The 16,141-nt window shown below is 31.1% G+C and carries 19 protein-coding genes; 3 read left to right on the top strand and 16 right to left on the bottom strand.

The features are described 5' to 3' along the window. Positions 1-13 precede the first annotated feature (13 nt). The 3 genes from cysS to lgt all read left to right on the top strand — a co-directional run bounded on the left by cysS (position 14) and on the right by lgt (position 2,705). On the top strand, positions 14-1,495 hold the full coding sequence (cysS, locus tag VBY68_RS04790) for a cysteine--tRNA ligase (RefSeq protein ID WP_415269054.1): 1,482 nt from the start codon (positions 14-16) through the stop codon (positions 1,493-1,495). Then, entirely contained in the window at positions 1,496-1,732 is a 237-nt protein-coding gene (yidD, locus tag VBY68_RS04785; RefSeq protein WP_073181389.1) for a membrane protein insertion efficiency factor YidD, read from the top strand. It begins immediately after the preceding gene. A 112-nt stretch (positions 1,733-1,844) separates the two neighbouring features. After that, positions 1,845-2,705, top strand: coding sequence for a prolipoprotein diacylglyceryl transferase (lgt, locus tag VBY68_RS04780; RefSeq protein WP_099215335.1), 861 nt, complete (start codon positions 1,845-1,847; stop codon positions 2,703-2,705). 59 nt (positions 2,706-2,764) lie between these two features. On the opposite strand, the gene VBY68_RS04775 is transcribed toward lgt, so the two are convergent. The 16 genes from VBY68_RS04775 to VBY68_RS04700 all read right to left on the bottom strand — a co-directional run bounded on the left by VBY68_RS04775 (position 2,765) and on the right by VBY68_RS04700 (position 16,130). Then, positions 2,765-4,048, bottom strand: a complete 1,284-nt coding sequence (locus VBY68_RS04775) for a glycosyl hydrolase family 18 protein (protein WP_415269053.1) — start codon at positions 4,046-4,048, stop codon at positions 2,765-2,767. Between the two features lie 170 nt (positions 4,049-4,218). After that, entirely contained in the window at positions 4,219-5,079 is an 861-nt protein-coding gene (locus VBY68_RS04770) for a coiled-coil domain-containing protein (protein ID WP_273694256.1), read from the bottom strand. A gap of 165 nt (positions 5,080-5,244) precedes the next feature. Continuing rightward, entirely contained in the window at positions 5,245-5,718 is a 474-nt protein-coding gene (gene rlmH, locus VBY68_RS04765; RefSeq protein ID WP_415269052.1) for a 23S rRNA (pseudouridine(1915)-N(3))-methyltransferase RlmH, read from the bottom strand. Between the two features lie 139 nt (positions 5,719-5,857). Further along, positions 5,858-6,343: a DinB family protein gene (locus VBY68_RS04760; protein WP_415269051.1), complete on the bottom strand. Its 486-nt coding sequence runs from the start codon at positions 6,341-6,343 to the stop codon at positions 5,858-5,860. Positions 6,344-6,544: 201 nt separating this feature from the next. Then, the gene (locus tag VBY68_RS04755) at positions 6,545-7,297 is read right to left on the bottom strand and encodes a hypothetical protein (RefSeq protein ID WP_415269050.1); all 753 of its coding nucleotides are present in this window, start codon (positions 7,295-7,297) and stop codon (positions 6,545-6,547) included. Between the two features lie 246 nt (positions 7,298-7,543). Next, entirely contained in the window at positions 7,544-8,254 is a 711-nt protein-coding gene (locus VBY68_RS04750) for an aromatic aminobenezylarsenical efflux permease ArsG family transporter (RefSeq protein ID WP_415269049.1), read from the bottom strand. Continuing rightward, positions 8,255-8,692: a nitrophenyl compound nitroreductase subunit ArsF family protein gene (locus tag VBY68_RS04745; protein ID WP_415269048.1), complete on the bottom strand. Its 438-nt coding sequence runs from the start codon at positions 8,690-8,692 to the stop codon at positions 8,255-8,257. 12 nt (positions 8,693-8,704) lie between these two features. Then, positions 8,705-9,682, bottom strand: coding sequence for a permease (locus VBY68_RS04740; protein WP_273694260.1), 978 nt, complete (start codon positions 9,680-9,682; stop codon positions 8,705-8,707). Continuing rightward, positions 9,675-10,082, bottom strand: a complete 408-nt coding sequence (locus tag VBY68_RS04735; RefSeq protein WP_415269047.1) for an OsmC family protein — start codon at positions 10,080-10,082, stop codon at positions 9,675-9,677. The genes VBY68_RS04740 and VBY68_RS04735 overlap by 8 nt, the downstream gene beginning before the upstream one ends. Before the next feature lie 12 nt (positions 10,083-10,094). Beyond that, positions 10,095-10,331 carry a thioredoxin family protein gene (locus VBY68_RS04730; protein ID WP_121145785.1) on the bottom strand — a complete coding sequence of 79 codons (237 nt, stop codon included), beginning with the start codon at positions 10,329-10,331 and terminating at the stop codon, positions 10,095-10,097. Between the two features lie 50 nt (positions 10,332-10,381). Continuing rightward, entirely contained in the window at positions 10,382-10,687 is a 306-nt protein-coding gene (locus VBY68_RS04725) for an ArsR/SmtB family transcription factor (protein WP_273694261.1), read from the bottom strand. Between the two features lie 148 nt (positions 10,688-10,835). Next, a complete protein-coding gene (locus VBY68_RS04720; RefSeq protein ID WP_415269046.1) occupies positions 10,836-11,258 on the bottom strand; it encodes a VOC family protein in 423 nt (140 codons plus the stop codon). A 125-nt stretch (positions 11,259-11,383) separates the two neighbouring features. Further along, positions 11,384-12,697, bottom strand: coding sequence for an APC family permease (locus tag VBY68_RS04715; protein ID WP_121145779.1), 1,314 nt, complete (start codon positions 12,695-12,697; stop codon positions 11,384-11,386). A gap of 155 nt (positions 12,698-12,852) precedes the next feature. Beyond that, on the bottom strand, positions 12,853-13,191 hold the full coding sequence (locus tag VBY68_RS04710) for a GIY-YIG nuclease family protein (RefSeq protein ID WP_274639420.1): 339 nt from the start codon (positions 13,189-13,191) through the stop codon (positions 12,853-12,855). Between the two features lies 1 nt (position 13,192). Further along, positions 13,193-13,606, bottom strand: a complete 414-nt coding sequence (locus VBY68_RS04705) for an ester cyclase (RefSeq protein WP_415269045.1) — start codon at positions 13,604-13,606, stop codon at positions 13,193-13,195. Positions 13,607-13,694: 88 nt separating this feature from the next. Continuing rightward, on the bottom strand, positions 13,695-16,130 hold the full coding sequence (locus tag VBY68_RS04700) for a PI-PLC domain-containing protein (protein ID WP_415269044.1): 2,436 nt from the start codon (positions 16,128-16,130) through the stop codon (positions 13,695-13,697). Positions 16,131-16,141: the final 11 nt, after the last annotated feature.

Genomic DNA, 16,141 nt, shown 5'->3' with positions numbered 1-16,141 from the left:
AGTCACTTTTACTATGGAATTATACAAAGAAAATCAACTTAAAATATATAACTCTTTAACCAAATCAAAAGAGCTTTTTAAACCAGTAATTGAAGGACGCGTAGGTATGTACGTATGTGGTCCTACAGTATATAGCAACGCCCATTTAGGAAACGTAAGAACTTTTATGTTTTTTGATGTGGTGTATCGTTATTTATTACACCTTGGGTATAAAGTACGTTATGTACGTAATATTACAGATGCTGGTCACTTAGAAAATGATGCTGATGAGGGTGAAGACAGAATTGCAAAAAAAGCACGACTAGAGGAAATTGAACCTATGGAAGTGGTGCAACGTTATACAGTTGATTTCCATAATGTATTAAATAACTATAATTTTTTACCACCAAGTATAGAACCTACCGCAACCGGTCATATTGTAGAGCAGATTGAAATGATTAAAGAAATCATGGATAAAGGTTTTGCTTATGAAGTAAACGGTTCTGTATATTTTGATGTGTTAAAATATAACGAAACAGGTAACTACGGAATCTTATCTGGAAGAAAAATAGAAGACGCTATTCACAATACAAGAGCTTTGGATGGACAGTCAGACAAAAGAAATCCACAAGACTTTGCACTTTGGAAAAAAGCCGATGAACGTCATATCATGCGTTGGCCTTCTCCTTGGAGTGATGGTTTCCCAGGTTGGCATTTAGAATGTTCAGTAATGAGTACAAAGTATTTGGGCGAACAATTCGATATTCATGGTGGAGGAATGGACTTAAAATTCCCGCATCACGAGTGTGAAATTGCACAATCACAAACTTGTAGTGGTGTAAAGCCAGTAAACTACTGGATGCATACCAACATGCTATTGTTGAACAGTCAAAAAATGGCAAAATCAACAGGTAACTTTATTTTACCAAATGAAATTTTAACAGGAGAAAATAACATTTTAGGGAAAGCGTTTTCTGCAAGTGTAGTTCGTTTTTTCAATATGCAAGCTAACTATAGAAGCATTTTAGATTTTTCTGGAGAAGCTTTAGAGGCTGCTGAAAAAGGACATGCAAAGTTGATGGAAGCTGTAGATTTCTTAGATAAAATAGAAGCAGGTAGTTCTTCTTCATTTGATGTTGAAAAATGGAGACAAGATTGCTACGATGCTATGAATGATGATTTTAATACACCAATTTTAATATCACATTTATTTGAAGCTGTAAGAGTTATCAATCAAATAAAAGAAGGAAAAGCGATTTTAACTACTGAAGATCTAGAAGTATTTAAAAATACAATCAATGCATTTGTTTTTGATGTATTAGGATTAATGAATGAAACTTCAGAAGGAAACAATTCTGATAAATTAAGTGGTGTAGTTGAAATGTTAATTAGCATGCGTAAAGAAGCACGTGAAAATAAAGACTGGGCATTATCTGATGAAATTCGTGATAGATTATTGGAGTTAGGTATTCAATTAAAAGACGGTAGGGAAGGAACAACATTTACAGTTAACTAATTGAAAAAAATATTAACATATCCATTTATATTGTTAGTTCGATTTTATCAAACAGCAATATCTCCGTTTACACCAGCAACATGTAGATATTCACCAACGTGTTCAAGCTATACAATTGAAGCATTGCAAAAGCATGGATTGTTTTACGGTGGTTGGTTGGCATTAAAAAGAATTTTTAGTTGTCACCCATGGGGCGGAAGTGGTTACGATCCTGTTCCAGAGAAAAAAGAAAAATAATAATTGTCATTAAGGAGCTTATTAAGTAGTAATCTTAGAGATTATTTCATTTTAACTTGTCTTTAGCGACAGCCGAAAGGTTCGTAATGGCACAAAAACTAAATTAAAGTAGATGAATTTTTTATCCATAGTGTGGGATTGGAACCCAGAAATAATAAATTTAGGAGGTTTTGGTATTCGTTGGTACAGTTTAATGTTTGTAGCAGCGTTTATTTTAGGACTTCAATTAATGAAAAAGATATACATTAACGACAATATTTCTGTAGAGAAACTAGATCCGTTATTTATGTACGTGTTTGTTTCTATGTTGGTAGGAATGCGTTTAGGAGACGTTTTCTTTTATAGTTGGGATTATTATCAAAACCATTTATTGGAAATCATATTACCATTTAAAAAACAAGAAGGAGCTTCGGCTTTATTCGGATTGTTAGATGGATGGAAATTTACAGGGTTTACAGGATTCGCAAGTCACGGAGCAGCAATAGCAATTCCAATTGCAATGTATTTTTACGCTAAGAAACACTTACAAAAACCATGGTTGTTTATTTTAGATAGATTAGGAATTATGGTGGCCTTAGCAGGATTTTTTATCCGTTTCGGAAACTTCTTTAATTCTGAAATTTACGGAAAACCAACGGGAAGCAGCTTTGGTGTAATCTTTAAAAGAGCAGGAGAGACGGTACCACGTCACCCAACCCAATTATATGAAGCATTTAGTTACTTAGTATTGTTCTTTGCTTTATGGTATTTTTATTGGAAAACAGACAAGAAAAACCAAACAGGATTTTTATTCGGACTGTTTATGGTAGTATTGTGGTCGTTACGTTTTGTAATAGAATTCTTAAAAGAAGCACAAGTAGAAGGAAGAGAAGATTGGGTGTTTAATACCTTAAATACAGGTCAAGTATTAAGTATTCCGTTAGTATTAATCGGTTTTTGGTTAATGTTTAGAAAACCCAAAGCAACTGCATAAAAATAATAAAAAACTCCAAGTGTACACTTGGAGTTTTTTATTATTAAAAAGTAACTGTTTTACTCTTTAGAAAACTTTTCAGCTAGCAAATCCCATAGCTGAGAATAGCCATTGTCATAACCCAACGCCCAAATACCTACACCGCCTATTTTATTGTGTTTTATCCAGTCGTATTTCAAAGCAAGAGATTGTACGTCTTCAAAAAACAACTGTCTATACTCTTGGTTACTATCTTTAATAATTATATAGCTAGAAGCACTTTTAGGATCAAATTTAACGGGGATTTGTAAAGAATCAATGTAAATATCTCGTATGGTATGGTAACGAGGATGCGATTTGAACTTGGTTACTTTAGCACCCATTTCAGATTTTTTTGTATACCATTCAGCACCGTAATAAGGGAGTCCGGCAATTAATTTATGTAGCGGAACACCTTTATTTTTATAATAATTAACGGAAGCTTTTAAACCATTTCCGAATTTTTCACTGTATTTAAAAGGAGTTACAGGTCCAGTAGTTTTGCTAAAACTACCGTAGTAATCGTACCCCATTAGCGTGTAAAAATCAATATGCGGATTGATAGTAGGAATATCAAAAACATTGTTCCAGTCAATAGCATACAAACATAAAGAAACCATATAATTAGGATTTTTCTCTTTTAGTTTTTTAGAAACGTTAATGATAAATTGTGTAAACTGATTCCTGTCTTCTTTAGCAACACCTTCAAAATCTATATTAATTCCATTAGCATTTCTTAACGCAAGTAACTCAGCTAGGTTCTCTATTAATCTTGTTTGAGCTTTTGAGTTTTTTAAAAATACAGCATTGTTTTTGCTTCCAAAGCTAGTAACAGACAAAAAGACTTTACAACCTTTTGTTTTTGCGCTGTCAATTAACGGAGTAGTTTTCCATTGATGTATACTTTTATAATTACCTGTTTTGGGTTCAACAGAATATGAAAAATATGAAATTCCCCAGAGCATGGAAAAATTATAACTTTTATAAGCAGAACCATTTGAGTATACGTGCCATCCAAATGTGCGATATTTTGGATGTACGGTTCCTTTTTTATGAGTTATAGGTTTGTAAGAAATATTGTTTAAACTATCCCATTGACGCTCGGTAGAAAAGTTGAGGTTACCATACTTTTGCTCGTGTAAATGACGTTGGCTTATGAATTCACGGCTGTCAGAAATTCTAGCTGTTTTTTCATGTTTTAATGATGGTTGATTATTGTTATTAGGGGGTGTCTTCTCTTTCTTATTTGAACAAGAAGTAATTAATACGATTAAAAACAAGAGGCTAGTTAATAACCTAATTTGTTTATTTTGGGGGTGCTTCATTTTTAACAAAAAGATAGATTAGTCAAATTCATAGTTTATTACAAACTATAAGAGTTACTAAAATACAATAAGTTTTCTAAGCAAGTTTTTGTTTAAAAGTAGATGTTTAGAAAAATAAAAAACTCCAAGCTTTTCGCTTGGAGTTTTTTATTGTATTAAGACAGGATTTTTTATCCTTTAATTTTAGCTAACTCTTGTTTTTTAGCATCAATTTCATTCTCAATTTTTAACAAGCGATTTTCAATTTTATTAACAATAGCTTGTTTTCTTTCAATGCTTTCTTTTGAATTAGAAGGATCTTTTTTAGCCTCTTCTAATTTAGACTTCATTCTAGCTAACCCTTCCTTACCACTAATTAAAATTTCTTCATTAATACTAATATCATCTTCAAGGTCGCTAATTAAAGTGTTTTTCTCTTTACTAATGTTTTTTTCTTTAGCTTTAATTTGGTTACTTAATTGTTTAAGTTTTTCTTCTTCTAAACGTAAAGCTTCTTGCTCTTTTAAATAAGCAAGCTCTCTAGCTTTTCTTTCTTCGTCTAATTTTTTACGAGCCTCTTCAAGCTTTTGTTTTTGTAAAAGAACCTCTTTCTGCTCATCACTTATATTATCTTCATACACAACAAGACCAGTGTTAGCAGCAGTAGATTTAGCTTTAGCCTCTTCTTTAGGCTGTTCTTTCTTTTCTTTTCTAGCTAATTTTCTTTCTAAAGAAGCTAAATCTTTTTTATGCAAATCAATTTGATTGTTAAGCTTGCTAAGTCTTTGTTGCATGTTAGCAACAATTTTCTCTTTTCTCTCTACTTCTTGTTTTGTAGCTTTTTTACTATTTTTAAAACGTTCTAAGTTTCCTTTTACACGTTTTAAAGCATCAACACCACTAATTAAAATCTCTTCATTAGCACTAATTTGATCTTTCTTATTCTTTACCTGAATCTTTAAAGTTTTAATATCATTTTGAGCATTTACCTGTTGTAGGGAAGCAAACGTTATGAAAAAAGTTAAAGTAACTAAGAATCTTAATGTTTTCATTTTAATCTATGTTATTAAGTATATGTTTTTTTGGGGCGCAAAAGTATGGCTAATTGCAAAAAAAAAATAACTTTTTAACATGTTTTTTATCATGTTTTTCAGGAAATTAAAAACATAATGCTTTGAGTAACATAAAATTTGATGTAAATAAAAGTTTTAGAGTTTTTACTCGTGATGATAAGGTTCGTTTCTAAGAATAGTAAACCCGCGGTAAACTTGTTCAACTATAAATAAGCGAATCATTTGGTGAGAAAATGTCATTTTAGATAACGATAACTTTCCTTGTGCTTTATTGTATACAGCATCAGAAAAACCATAGGGACCTCCAATAACCAACACTAGTTGTTTAATACCAGAGTTCATTTTCTTTTGTAAATATTTTGAAAATTCTACTGAAGTATGCTGTTTTCCTTTATCATCCAATAAAACTAATTGATCTGTAGGTTGTAGTTTAGATAGAATTAACTCTCCTTCTTTTTCTTTTTGTTGCACTTCGCTCAAGTTTTTAACGTTTTTTATATCTGGAATAATTTCCAACTCAAACTTTACGTAATGTTTTAATCGGTTTTGATATTCGTCAATTAATTGCTGTAACTGTTTATTGTCAGTTTTGCCTATGGCGAGTAATTTTATTTTCATAGGACAAAATTACGAATGTTTTATAAACTCTTAAAGGGATAGGTTTAAGTGTAAGAAACAAGTTTTTGTATAGATAATACTGAGAGAAATAGAAGAGTAGTCGAACCTATCATAATTGTGGTTACACATTGTTGAGCTTTTATTTTTTTAATGCTTTCAAGTACAAGTTTTCTATTGTTTTAATATGATGTAATTCGTGTCCGAGAATATGATATCCCAGAGCTCTTGCACTTGCTCTATTTCCGTTTGCAATCCCGATACGTTTTAATGATTTGTCAGATAACGCATTAAACAAAGCAATTGTAGACAATCTTAAAGCTTCGTATTCCTCTAATATATTCTCAATTGTTCTTTCCGATGTGTCAGAATAATAATTATAATCTTCTTGTTCAAATCCTGGGAGATTTGTTTTATCATTTCTAGCAAATGAAAGAGCCCTATATCCATATATTCTTTCGTCATCAATTATGTGAACTAAAACTTCTTTAATTGACCACTTATTCTTTTCATACCTATAGTCTAATTCATCATTCGATAAGTTATTTATTAAAGACTTTGTTTTATGTAAACTCGATTTCAATTGTTCAATAAGACTTCCATCTTTTTTAACTAGTTTCATGTACATTCCGGCATAACTAGGATATTCATTTTCTAATGGAAATTCAATATATTTAATCATATAGCTTTTTTTATGTTGTTGTCAACGATCTTGACTATGAGTAGTTAGGTGCTTAAGCAATTAATTTAGCAAATACTAACCCGAATAGAAAACTTGAGAGGATTTTAGTAAGGTAGTTAGAACTATATATATTGTGCTAGCTACTGTTTATTTATAAGTTACCAATTTTATTTTATTATCCTTTATTTCGATATACTCATCTTTCTGGAAATTTCTTCTCAAATATAAAAAAATATGATTATCGCTAATCTTATCTAATGTATGATGACTCCATATTCTATTTGTTGAAAATTTATCCACAACAACTATTTTTGAATTCTTAATTGTTGTTATAAATATGTCATCATTAATGTCCATTATATGATATAGAGTATTTTTATATAAAAAACTTAAAATTGTCAAAATCCCTTGTTTACTCCAAATTACATTGACTCCAATTCTTGATTTAGACTCTAATTCTCGAACAGATAAAAGAGAATATCCTTTTTTATCTTTTCGTACTGAAGACTTTTTGTGTTGCTCTAGTTTTTTTGGGTCATCAATTATAATTATTTCTGAATACCCGTTCATATGGGATAATGAATTTGTAATTAGATACTTTCCATTGATTTTATTTATTGATTTTACACAAGTGGATTGGCATGAATAAACTATCCCGCTTTTTTTACTTTTAAACCAAATTGAACCACCCCATTCACCAGAACAACTTTTAGTTATCAAATAACTTTCGTCTTCTAATAATTTTTCTTTCTCTACAAATTCAACTTTATGATATTTTCTAGTTTTTGGTCTCTCAATTAGAATTTCTTTTATCTCAAAGACACTTTTATTTTGAGTATATATAAAATTATACTTAAGGAGCATAATAGTAAATATGAGTAAAGTTATTTTTCTTTTCATTTCAAAATTGTAGCTAACTCGTTTTATACCAAACTTTACTTCTTTTACAACGATAAAAGCATATGATATAATAAAGCTTAGCAATTTTTTACGCTATCAAATATATAAAAAACGAATACTTTATCTAAGGTAAAGTTATCAATGATTTTTGATGTCGCTTTTAAGTCGTTGCTATCAGGCATGCTTTTAAACACCTAATTTAACAAATACTAACTGAATTGTAAATATGTGTTTTTTTAGTGTTGGTTATTGTAATATTCCCACAAAAATGAAAGCATAATACAGTCCTGTTAATATAAAAACAATACCTGCAATTGTTCGCATTACTTTTTCGATTTTCGTAATTCTTTTATAGAATACTCCCACTTTTCCTACTGTAAAAGCTATTAAATAAGTGAAGAGAATTACAGGTAAACCTGTTCCAAGTGCAAATACAATTGGTAAATAAAGTCCGTTTACAGAAGCAATGGTCATTGGAATTAACATTCCAAAAAATAAAGCACCACTATAAGGGCAAAATGCCAAAGCAAAAATAATCCCTATTAAAAAAGAGCCTATAAGACCTTTATTTTTAAATTTTTCGGATAGTTTTTCTTGAAAATTTGATTTACTTAAAAAATTAAGCTTGATAATATTTAGCATTATTAAACCAATAATTATCAATAAAGGTCCTAGGTATTTCTCTCCATTCTGATTGAAAAATCGAGCGATATGGAATTTACTAGCCCCAAAATATAATATCAAGCCAATTGCTGTATAACTAAAACCTCTACCTAAAGAGTATAGCAATCCGCTTAAAAACACTTTACGTTTACTCGAAATGTTTTTAGAAATAAAAGCAGTTGCAGTTATGTTGGTTGCCAAAGGACACGGACTAATAGCTGTCATTAGCCCAAGAACAAATGCCGATAAAATGGGAATATTGTAACTTTCTAAAAGCGATTGTAAAAAATCCATTTAGAGTTTTTTTAATTCCGTTTCGATTTTTGTTTTCAATTCTTTAGAAAATTCCTCTTGATTGTTTCCATTCATAAAAGCAAAATTGGTTAAATTTATTTGTGTTTCCTTTCCATTTTTAATCACATTTAAAAACAAAGCTGTTCCTGTTGCTTCAAATTTTTCTGCAATTTTTTCGTTTTCCTTTTTATCTACATTAACTACCTGAAACGTAATTTTTTCTTCTTTTAGTTCAGGTGCAAAATAAGTGTTCAACGTATACTTTGTGTTTGCTTCAATTGCATTGCAGGTCATACACCTGTGAGTAGAGTGAAAATCGAACACCTCAATTTTAGAAACAGATTTATCTATAGAAGTTGATTTGTTTTTATTTTGATTGTTACACGAAATAAGTATAAAACTAATAGCCAAAGCTGTTAAAAATTTAATTGCTTTCATTTTGTTTTTGATTTATATAATAATGTTAAATAAGTAGCCTGAAATGATAATACAAAGTGTAACGACACTAAAAAAGATGGCAATTAACTTAAAGGTCATTACTTTTTTTAAAAGCATAGCTTCGGGTAACGAAAGCCCAACTACTCCCATCATAAATGCAATTGCAGTTCCTAATGGAATACCTTTAGCAACCAATACCTGGACTACTGGGAGTATTCCTGATGCGTTTGAATACATTGGTACTGCAAGAATGGTAGCTATAGGAACAGCAAAAAGATTGTCTTTGTTCATATATTTCTCAAAAAAACCTTCTGGAATATAGCCGTGCATTAGTCCGCCAATTGCAATTCCTACAATTACATATAAAATAATGCCTTTAAGAATTTGTATAACTTCAGACCAAATAATTGGCAAGCGTTGTTGTAATGTTTGTTTTTCTTCTTTAAATATTTCTTGTTCTCTCTGAGCGTTTTTTAAAACTTCTTTTACCCAAGGTGTTAAATAAGTTTCTAATTTTAATTTTTGAAGAATAACCCCTGAAATGGTACCTAATAAAACACCACTAATTACATAAATTAAAGTTGTTTTAATACCAAACAAGCCAACAAAAAGACCAATCGCAACTTCATTTACCAATGGGGAAGTGATTAAGAAAGAAAAAGTTACACCTAAAGGAATACCACCTCTTACAAAACCAATAAATAGCGGAACAGATGAACAAGAACAAAAAGGTGTTACCACACCAAAAAGGCTCGCTATAAGGTATTCCAAGCCATATAATTTATGACGAGATAAATAGTTTTTAACCTTGTCTATAGGAAAATAACTATTCACAATTCCCATAAAAAAGATGACAACAAAAAGTAGTATTAAAATTTTAGTAGTATCATAAATAAAGAAATTTAAGGCTTTTGCTAAGTGTTGACCTTTTTCTAAATTCAAAACATCAAAAACCAACCAATCTGCTATGTTTTGTATCCAATCAAACATTTTCAACAGTGTTAATAGTACCTGAAATTGAACACGATAGTTTTACCGTATTATAAATAGTACCAAACTTTTCAATGTTCTTCTTAAGTAAATTTGAATTCAGTTTTTTATCATTGCTGTAAATTGTCAGATTGTAAGAGATGTTTTCCATTCTTGGCGGACTCTCAAGGCGTGTGGCAGTAACCTCAATAGTTGCTTTAGAGTACGAGAATTTCATCATGCCCGAAAATCGTTCTAGGTTTTTCAATATACAAGAAGCGAATGCACCTAAGAATATTTCAGCAGGATTTGGCAAGGTTTCGGCAGTTTTTAAAGTTGTACCAAAATCTATATTCGATTGCTTTATTTGTAAAACAGCATCTTCATTAGAAATGGAAGAGGCTTTTATTTGATAGTACATAGTAGGTTCTAATTAGTTTAAAAGCTCCAATACTTCATCTTTAGAAGGCACTCTACCTTTTATTGTTATCACATCGTCTATTACCAAAGCTGGTGTAGTCATTACGTTAAATTTTATAATTTCCATTATATCTTCCACTTTTTCAATAGTTGCATCTATGTTGTTTGCTGAAACTACATCTTTAACTACGCCAGCCATTGATTGGCATTTTGGACATCCTGTTCCTAAAATTTTAATTACTCTAGTCATGTTATTTCTGTTTGTTTATCGCAACAAGCGATAAGGTTATTGAGAAAATATCAATCAAAAAATTGTTGAAATAATGTTTTAGCTATTTTCCAGTTTTCTTGATTGATACAATATTTTATTTTTGGGGGTTTTAATTCGCCTTGAATTAAACCTACATTTTTTAATTCTTTTAAATGTTGAGAAACTGTTGATTGAGAAATGGGCAATACATCAACCAAATCTCCAGTAAAACAACACGATTGATTTTCGAGATGCTTTAAAATTGCAATGCGAGTGGGATGTCCTAGCGCTTTAGCAAATTTTGCTAAAAGTTCGGTGTCCTCTTTATATTCTATTTGTTCTAAAGTTCTTTTCATATTGTTTATCGCAAATTTACGATTGGTTTTTAGATTGAAATATGATTTTTATCATGTTCTATTATTTAGTGTGTTAGTGTTTTATGTTTGTGAAAAAATGTACTGTTTGTATGGTAAGCTTAGTATGCAGATAATATATGTATAGCTTTTACTTATAAAAATCTTCTTCACTTACTTTAATAGTAGTCAGTTCAACCGTATGCCCATCAAGGTCTTTAGTATATATTGAATCAAAATAATAATGATCTTGAATAGTAAATTTCAAATTTAGTTCGGTATATCTTTTTTTAGCTTTTTCAAAGTTTTCATTAGTCACATTAAATGCAAAATGGTCAATTTTTACATTTTTTGAACTTGAATCAAGTTTAGTGTTAGCTGTATTTGCAGGAAACAATGCAATACCTGATTTCCCAGAAAGTAAAAAGATAGGGAAGTCTCCCCATTCTGGTAATTGATATCGCTTTAATCCTAATACTTTTTCATACCATCTTGCAGATGCTTCCAAATCGGTAACTCTAATTGCAACGTGGTCTAAAAACTCAATTTCTATGGTATGCTCTTTATCTGCCATATCTTAAATTACACACAACTTATTTGTGTATGATTTCGTTGCGTGTTTCTGCAACTAATTTAGCAAATACAAACCGAATAGAAAATCCGAGAAGATTTTGCAGGGTAACTAGAACTAGCAATAAATTATGCACGTTGTTGGGCGTTCGTTTTCTTCTTTGAATAAAAAAAAGCTCCTATTCCAAGTAGAATGTAAATGATAATTATATAAATAAATTGCTCTTTGTTTTCGGTGAATTCAAAATATATTATTAGCAAACCTGCGAGTAATAATCCCAGGAATGAAGTAGCAGTTATTATTAGAGATGAATTTGTTTCAACACGTTTTCTGTAATTGGTATAAGCCATTAACATTGAAACAATAATAAAGGTGATACTTCCAAATTCTAATATAACCTGTAAACCACCAGTAGCTAATAATACATAAGCAAAAACACTCATTGTTATTATAGCTTTGTTTGGAATATGAGTTTTAATCTTTTGGCCTAATTGTTTTGGAAAGTAGCCATCATTGGCTATTACTGCCATTAGGCGTGAGGCACCAAAAAGCGTTCCACTTATGGCACTTGAAGTAGCTAACAATGCCCCAAAGATTACGATAAACTGTCCGAATTGCCCCAGATAGGTTTTAGTACCAGCAGCAAGGGCGTATTCTTTATCTGCAATAATTATTTCTTTTGGAATGGCAGATAATGCAGCGATTGAAAGAATTACATAAAGCAAAGTGGCAATCACAATTGATGAATAAATAGCTCTTGGAATATTTTTTTGAGGATTATCCATTTCATTATAGGCATGAATAACCAATTGAAATCCTTCATAGGCTACAAAAGTTATAGCTGATACAATTAATATTTGAGTGAGTGTGGTTTGATTTTCAAATACAGGAATTAGATTTTGAATATCTCCTTTTCCTGCTAGTAAGCCAGATATAAATAACAAAATCACAATTTTTGAATAGACTAATATATCTTCCAATTTGCCCATTCCTTTTACGCTAACTAAATTGATTATCGCAAAAAAGGTAATAATAAGTCCTGCGATTATTTTTTGCCAGATTGGATGATTTAGGGTATCAAATTGACTACAGAAATAGGATGCAAACGTAAAGGCATACAAAGCTAAGGTGCTGATGTATCCAAAAACAATTAACCACCCGATTACCGATGAAGCAAGCTCACTATTTGGAAAAGATTTTTTGAAAAATGAATACGTTGCCCCTTCGTCTTTATAAAGCAGTGCTAGCTTTACATAAGAATAAGCTGCACACAATGCCAGAACACCTCCAATCAGGATTGCATAAGGTGTTGCGTTTCCTATATTTTCTGTAGCTATACCTAAAATTGAGAAAATGCCCCCACCAACCATTCCGCCCAAGGCAATTGCAATTAACTCTCCCAATCCAAGCTCCTTATTCCTTTGTCGTGTGAGTTTATTCATCTTTTATTCTAGTGACGTTCAGCATGATTGTATATGGTTAGGTACATGTTTAAACATTAAATTTAGCAAATAAAAACCGAACAGAGAATCCGTAAGGATTTTCGTAAGCAAGCCAGAACTAACAAAAAAATATATGCGATGTTAGCACCTGCTTTTTATTTATATATGTTTTCAATATTCAACTCTTCCATTACCAGATTTTGAAGAGTTTTCAATTCTTTATTGTAGTTAATATTTTCCTCTTCACTTTTTTTTAATTCGGATAAAACGTCAAAAACAAAATTTTCTTCTCCATATTCATTCCATTCTTTTTGGAAGCTTCTATTCCTATGGTTTCCGAATTTGAGTTCCATTTTATGTCTGTTCCATTTAGATTCCATATCAATACTATGGTCAATCAGAAATTTATTGTTTTTAATGTTTTTTATTTGAAAAACTCCCATTGGAATTTTCATTTGTTTGTATTCTTCTTTAAGTTCTTTTTTTGTTTTCATATTACATAAATCCTAATTGTTTCATAACTGTTATTCTGTCAAAAACTTGAGTATGTCCATTAATCAAATTGTCTTTAAAATGATAAATTGTTAAGCCTTTTGTATTTATAGATTTTTTAGTTGGTGGATATCCTCCAATCATACCAAGGTTTGTTCCAGTTAAAATCCAAGTTATAGCAACATGATTTTCTTCAGGAATTGCAGATGTTATTTCAAAATTCATATCAGGAAATGAATTGAATGAAAAACTTAATCGTTCTATGAATTCAGAATGAGATAAGGTTTTTCCCTCCCAAGGGTCAGTTGTGTCAAGGTGAATTGTATATTCTGGATGAACGTATTGCTCAATTTTATCAAAATTCTTTTTATTCCAAATTTCAGTCATAAATTCCCGTAGGAAAGATTCTTTATTCATTGTCTTTTTTTAAGTTGGTGCTAACGTTCCGTGTAAAATGCGTTTTAATACATTTTAAAAAGTGTTGGATAACGTTTATATCTAGCGTTTATAAAAAAAGTCCTTTCTTCCATTCAACAGTATCTGTTGATTCAATTAACCAAATTCTACCATCTCCATTTAATATTTGCAATTGTGTAATGCCACCTGATGTTTTTTTACTTTTATATATTCCAACACTATGAGCAGTTTCAATAAATTTCGGAGACAATTTTGTATTTAATGTAGTGTTTTCTTCTAAGTTTTTTTTGATTAACCATACTTCTCCATTTTTATCCACAGCTGTAATAATTATACCGCTATTACTTGCGGTTATGCCTGCTTTATGATAGGTTTTCCACTCTCGGTCCTTTAAAAGGTGACGCCTAGAATAGTTCTTCTCGTCTGTAGTCGATAATATAAAGATCCTTTTGCTATACTTGCCAATAGCCGTTAGATAAATTTTATTCTTCCTTGTAGTAATACCTATTGGATAAAAGGTTTGAAAATCAGAAACAGCATTTTTTTCAAAATCCTTTCCATTCTTAGTGGATAATAGCCAAATTTTACCATCATCTGTTGCAGTGGTTAGATATAATTTATCCTTGGTCGAACTTATGCCAATTTCATGATTTGTACGCCATTTTTCTTTCTTAAGAACCCTATGAGAGGTGAAATTCTTACCATCTTCTGAGGACAAAATCCATACTTTTCCTGAATTATACCCAAACACGCTTAGGTATAGTTTATTTTTCCAGACATGAATTCCAACGGGTCGGTTGGTTTTCCATTCAGCCCTGCCAATAATTATTTGATGATTTGTATAATTAACCCCATCAGATGAACTAAGTACCCTTATTTTCTTATCAGTTCCTACGAATGACAGATATTGTTTGTCATTGAAGTAACAACCATTTACAGTTAATCTTGTTTTCCATCCTTTTTGGCCATTTACTGTTAAATTAATAATATCCTCTTTTTCTTCTGGTATTTGAATCTTATTTTGGCGGATGCAAGTTTGAATAAAATCTCCGTACTGTACAAAATCAGCGTGAACAATTCCTATGTTAGATTGCCACATTTCATTGCGTACTAATCTTTCGGCCATGAATACTGAACCATTTCCATTATTTTTTCCACTGTTAGAAGTAGGGTCGTTCGGTTTTTGATCTTCGTTGCTAACAGCATATCCTTTTACTCCAGTTCCTATCCCATCTGGAGTTAAAAGCATTTCTTTAATTAAGAATAGTTTAAATTGAATTTTTGGTTTTCTAAACTTTCCAAATTGAGTAGCCTTAAGTTCCCTGTCAACTAGATCTACCATACTTGTAGACATAGGATAAGCCACAGCTGCAATGTCATTCTTTGACCACGCATATCTATAAATACCCATATCCTTAAGCCCTAAGTATTTGGATTTTTCAATATATAAGGAAAGTAATACCCTTTGATTATTTTTTATGTATTCTTCAAAGGGTTGTTCAGACAGATTAACTCCCTTTTGTTTCTGTTTGTCACATTCCCATGTTGGATTCACAAAATAGGAATCAAAGTACTTTTTGAGTATTTTGTCAAACTTTCTATTAATATTGTCTGTCCATTCATTGAGTACAGTAGAAGTGGTTGTTCCATCATTTGCCATTGAGTTAAACCACACAAATACAAATTCCTTAGGTTGTTTTTTTAGGAAGTCTGAGATATCCTTTAGCATGGGTTCAATTTTGGCATCTGAATCTGATTGGCCATGATACACATAGAAATCCAAATCGTCATTATTTTTCTGGTATTTGACTCGAAAATCAAAGGACCTGATACCATAATCTAATTGTTCTTTAATATTCAGAGATTGGCATTGTGATATCCCGTTTTTGCTAAAAATTCCACCAATCCTATGAAAGGGAACGTAAGTGGCAGCATCATGTGCTCCAGGAATACATATTTGGGGTAATGTTTTATTTTTAATCAATTCAAAATTATACTTCATCCAAGATGGGTTTCGTGGTATTGATTTTTGCTGTAACCCTTCAGATTCGGCAAAGCCATACCTACTTGCAGGATACCATTGAGGATCTTCCCACCAGCCCGAACTTTGGCTAAAGACTTGATAATATAATTTTAGGTTATGAGGAGACTCTCCACTATACTTATGATAACTCCTCAAACCAGTCAATTCACTGCCTTCTGCTTTAAGTCCATATCCAGTAAAATTGTCATACCAATTTTGATAAAACCCAAAACGCATTTTAATTTTCTTCCCACTCTTAAATAAGTTATCTGTTTCATAAACCAGACCAGCAGGGTCATCATCTGTTAAAACGAACGAGGCTTTTTCTCTTGCTGGAATTGATGTAGGTAATTTTTTACCCTTCCAATAATCATAAATATCATGGTTCAATACTTTACCATTTTCCCAATCTTTATCATTGTCGTGCCAAATTTCTTTGATTGTTAGTTCACTTGGATTTAGTGAATTATCTATTACTATAGTTACTCTTCCTTCACTCACAATATTTTCTT

The organism is Tenacibaculum ascidiaceicola, assembly GCF_047470925.1.
Taxonomy (GTDB): domain Bacteria; phylum Bacteroidota; class Bacteroidia; order Flavobacteriales; family Flavobacteriaceae; genus Polaribacter; species Polaribacter discolor.
The sequence above is the reverse complement of the archived record's forward strand: the minus strand, read 5'-3'. Positions and strand labels throughout refer to the sequence as shown.

Excerpts from the sequence above, each read along its gene's own strand:
- VBY68_RS04730 (WP_121145785.1), bottom strand. The coding sequence starts at position 10,331 with ATGACTAGAGTAATTAAAATTTTAGGAACAGGATGTCCAAAATGCCAA.
- VBY68_RS04755 (WP_415269050.1), bottom strand. The coding sequence starts at position 7,297 with ATGAAAAGAAAAATAACTTTACTCATATTTACTATTATGCTCCTTAAG.
- VBY68_RS04760 (WP_415269051.1), bottom strand. The coding sequence starts at position 6,343 with ATGTACATGAAACTAGTTAAAAAAGATGGAAGTCTTATTGAACAATTG.
- VBY68_RS04720 (WP_415269046.1), bottom strand. The coding sequence starts at position 11,258 with ATGGCAGATAAAGAGCATACCATAGAAATTGAGTTTTTAGACCACGTT.
- VBY68_RS04770 (WP_273694256.1), bottom strand. The coding sequence starts at position 5,079 with ATGAAAACATTAAGATTCTTAGTTACTTTAACTTTTTTCATAACGTTT.
- VBY68_RS04710 (WP_274639420.1), bottom strand. The coding sequence starts at position 13,191 with ATGAAAACAAAAAAAGAACTTAAAGAAGAATACAAACAAATGAAAATT.
- rlmH (WP_415269052.1), bottom strand. The coding sequence starts at position 5,718 with ATGAAAATAAAATTACTCGCCATAGGCAAAACTGACAATAAACAGTTA.
- VBY68_RS04740 (WP_273694260.1), bottom strand. The coding sequence starts at position 9,682 with ATGTTTGATTGGATACAAAACATAGCAGATTGGTTGGTTTTTGATGTT.
- VBY68_RS04775 (WP_415269053.1), bottom strand. The coding sequence starts at position 4,048 with ATGAAGCACCCCCAAAATAAACAAATTAGGTTATTAACTAGCCTCTTG.
- cysS (WP_415269054.1), top strand. The coding sequence starts at position 14 with ATGGAATTATACAAAGAAAATCAACTTAAAATATATAACTCTTTAACC.
- VBY68_RS04745 (WP_415269048.1), bottom strand. The coding sequence starts at position 8,692 with ATGAAAGCAATTAAATTTTTAACAGCTTTGGCTATTAGTTTTATACTT.
- VBY68_RS04705 (WP_415269045.1), bottom strand. The coding sequence starts at position 13,606 with ATGAATAAAGAATCTTTCCTACGGGAATTTATGACTGAAATTTGGAAT.
- VBY68_RS04750 (WP_415269049.1), bottom strand. The coding sequence starts at position 8,254 with ATGGATTTTTTACAATCGCTTTTAGAAAGTTACAATATTCCCATTTTA.
- VBY68_RS04715 (WP_121145779.1), bottom strand. The coding sequence starts at position 12,697 with ATGAATAAACTCACACGACAAAGGAATAAGGAGCTTGGATTGGGAGAG.
- VBY68_RS04735 (WP_415269047.1), bottom strand. The coding sequence starts at position 10,082 with ATGTACTATCAAATAAAAGCCTCTTCCATTTCTAATGAAGATGCTGTT.
- lgt (WP_099215335.1), top strand. The coding sequence starts at position 1,845 with ATGAATTTTTTATCCATAGTGTGGGATTGGAACCCAGAAATAATAAAT.
- VBY68_RS04725 (WP_273694261.1), bottom strand. The coding sequence starts at position 10,687 with ATGAAAAGAACTTTAGAACAAATAGAATATAAAGAGGACACCGAACTT.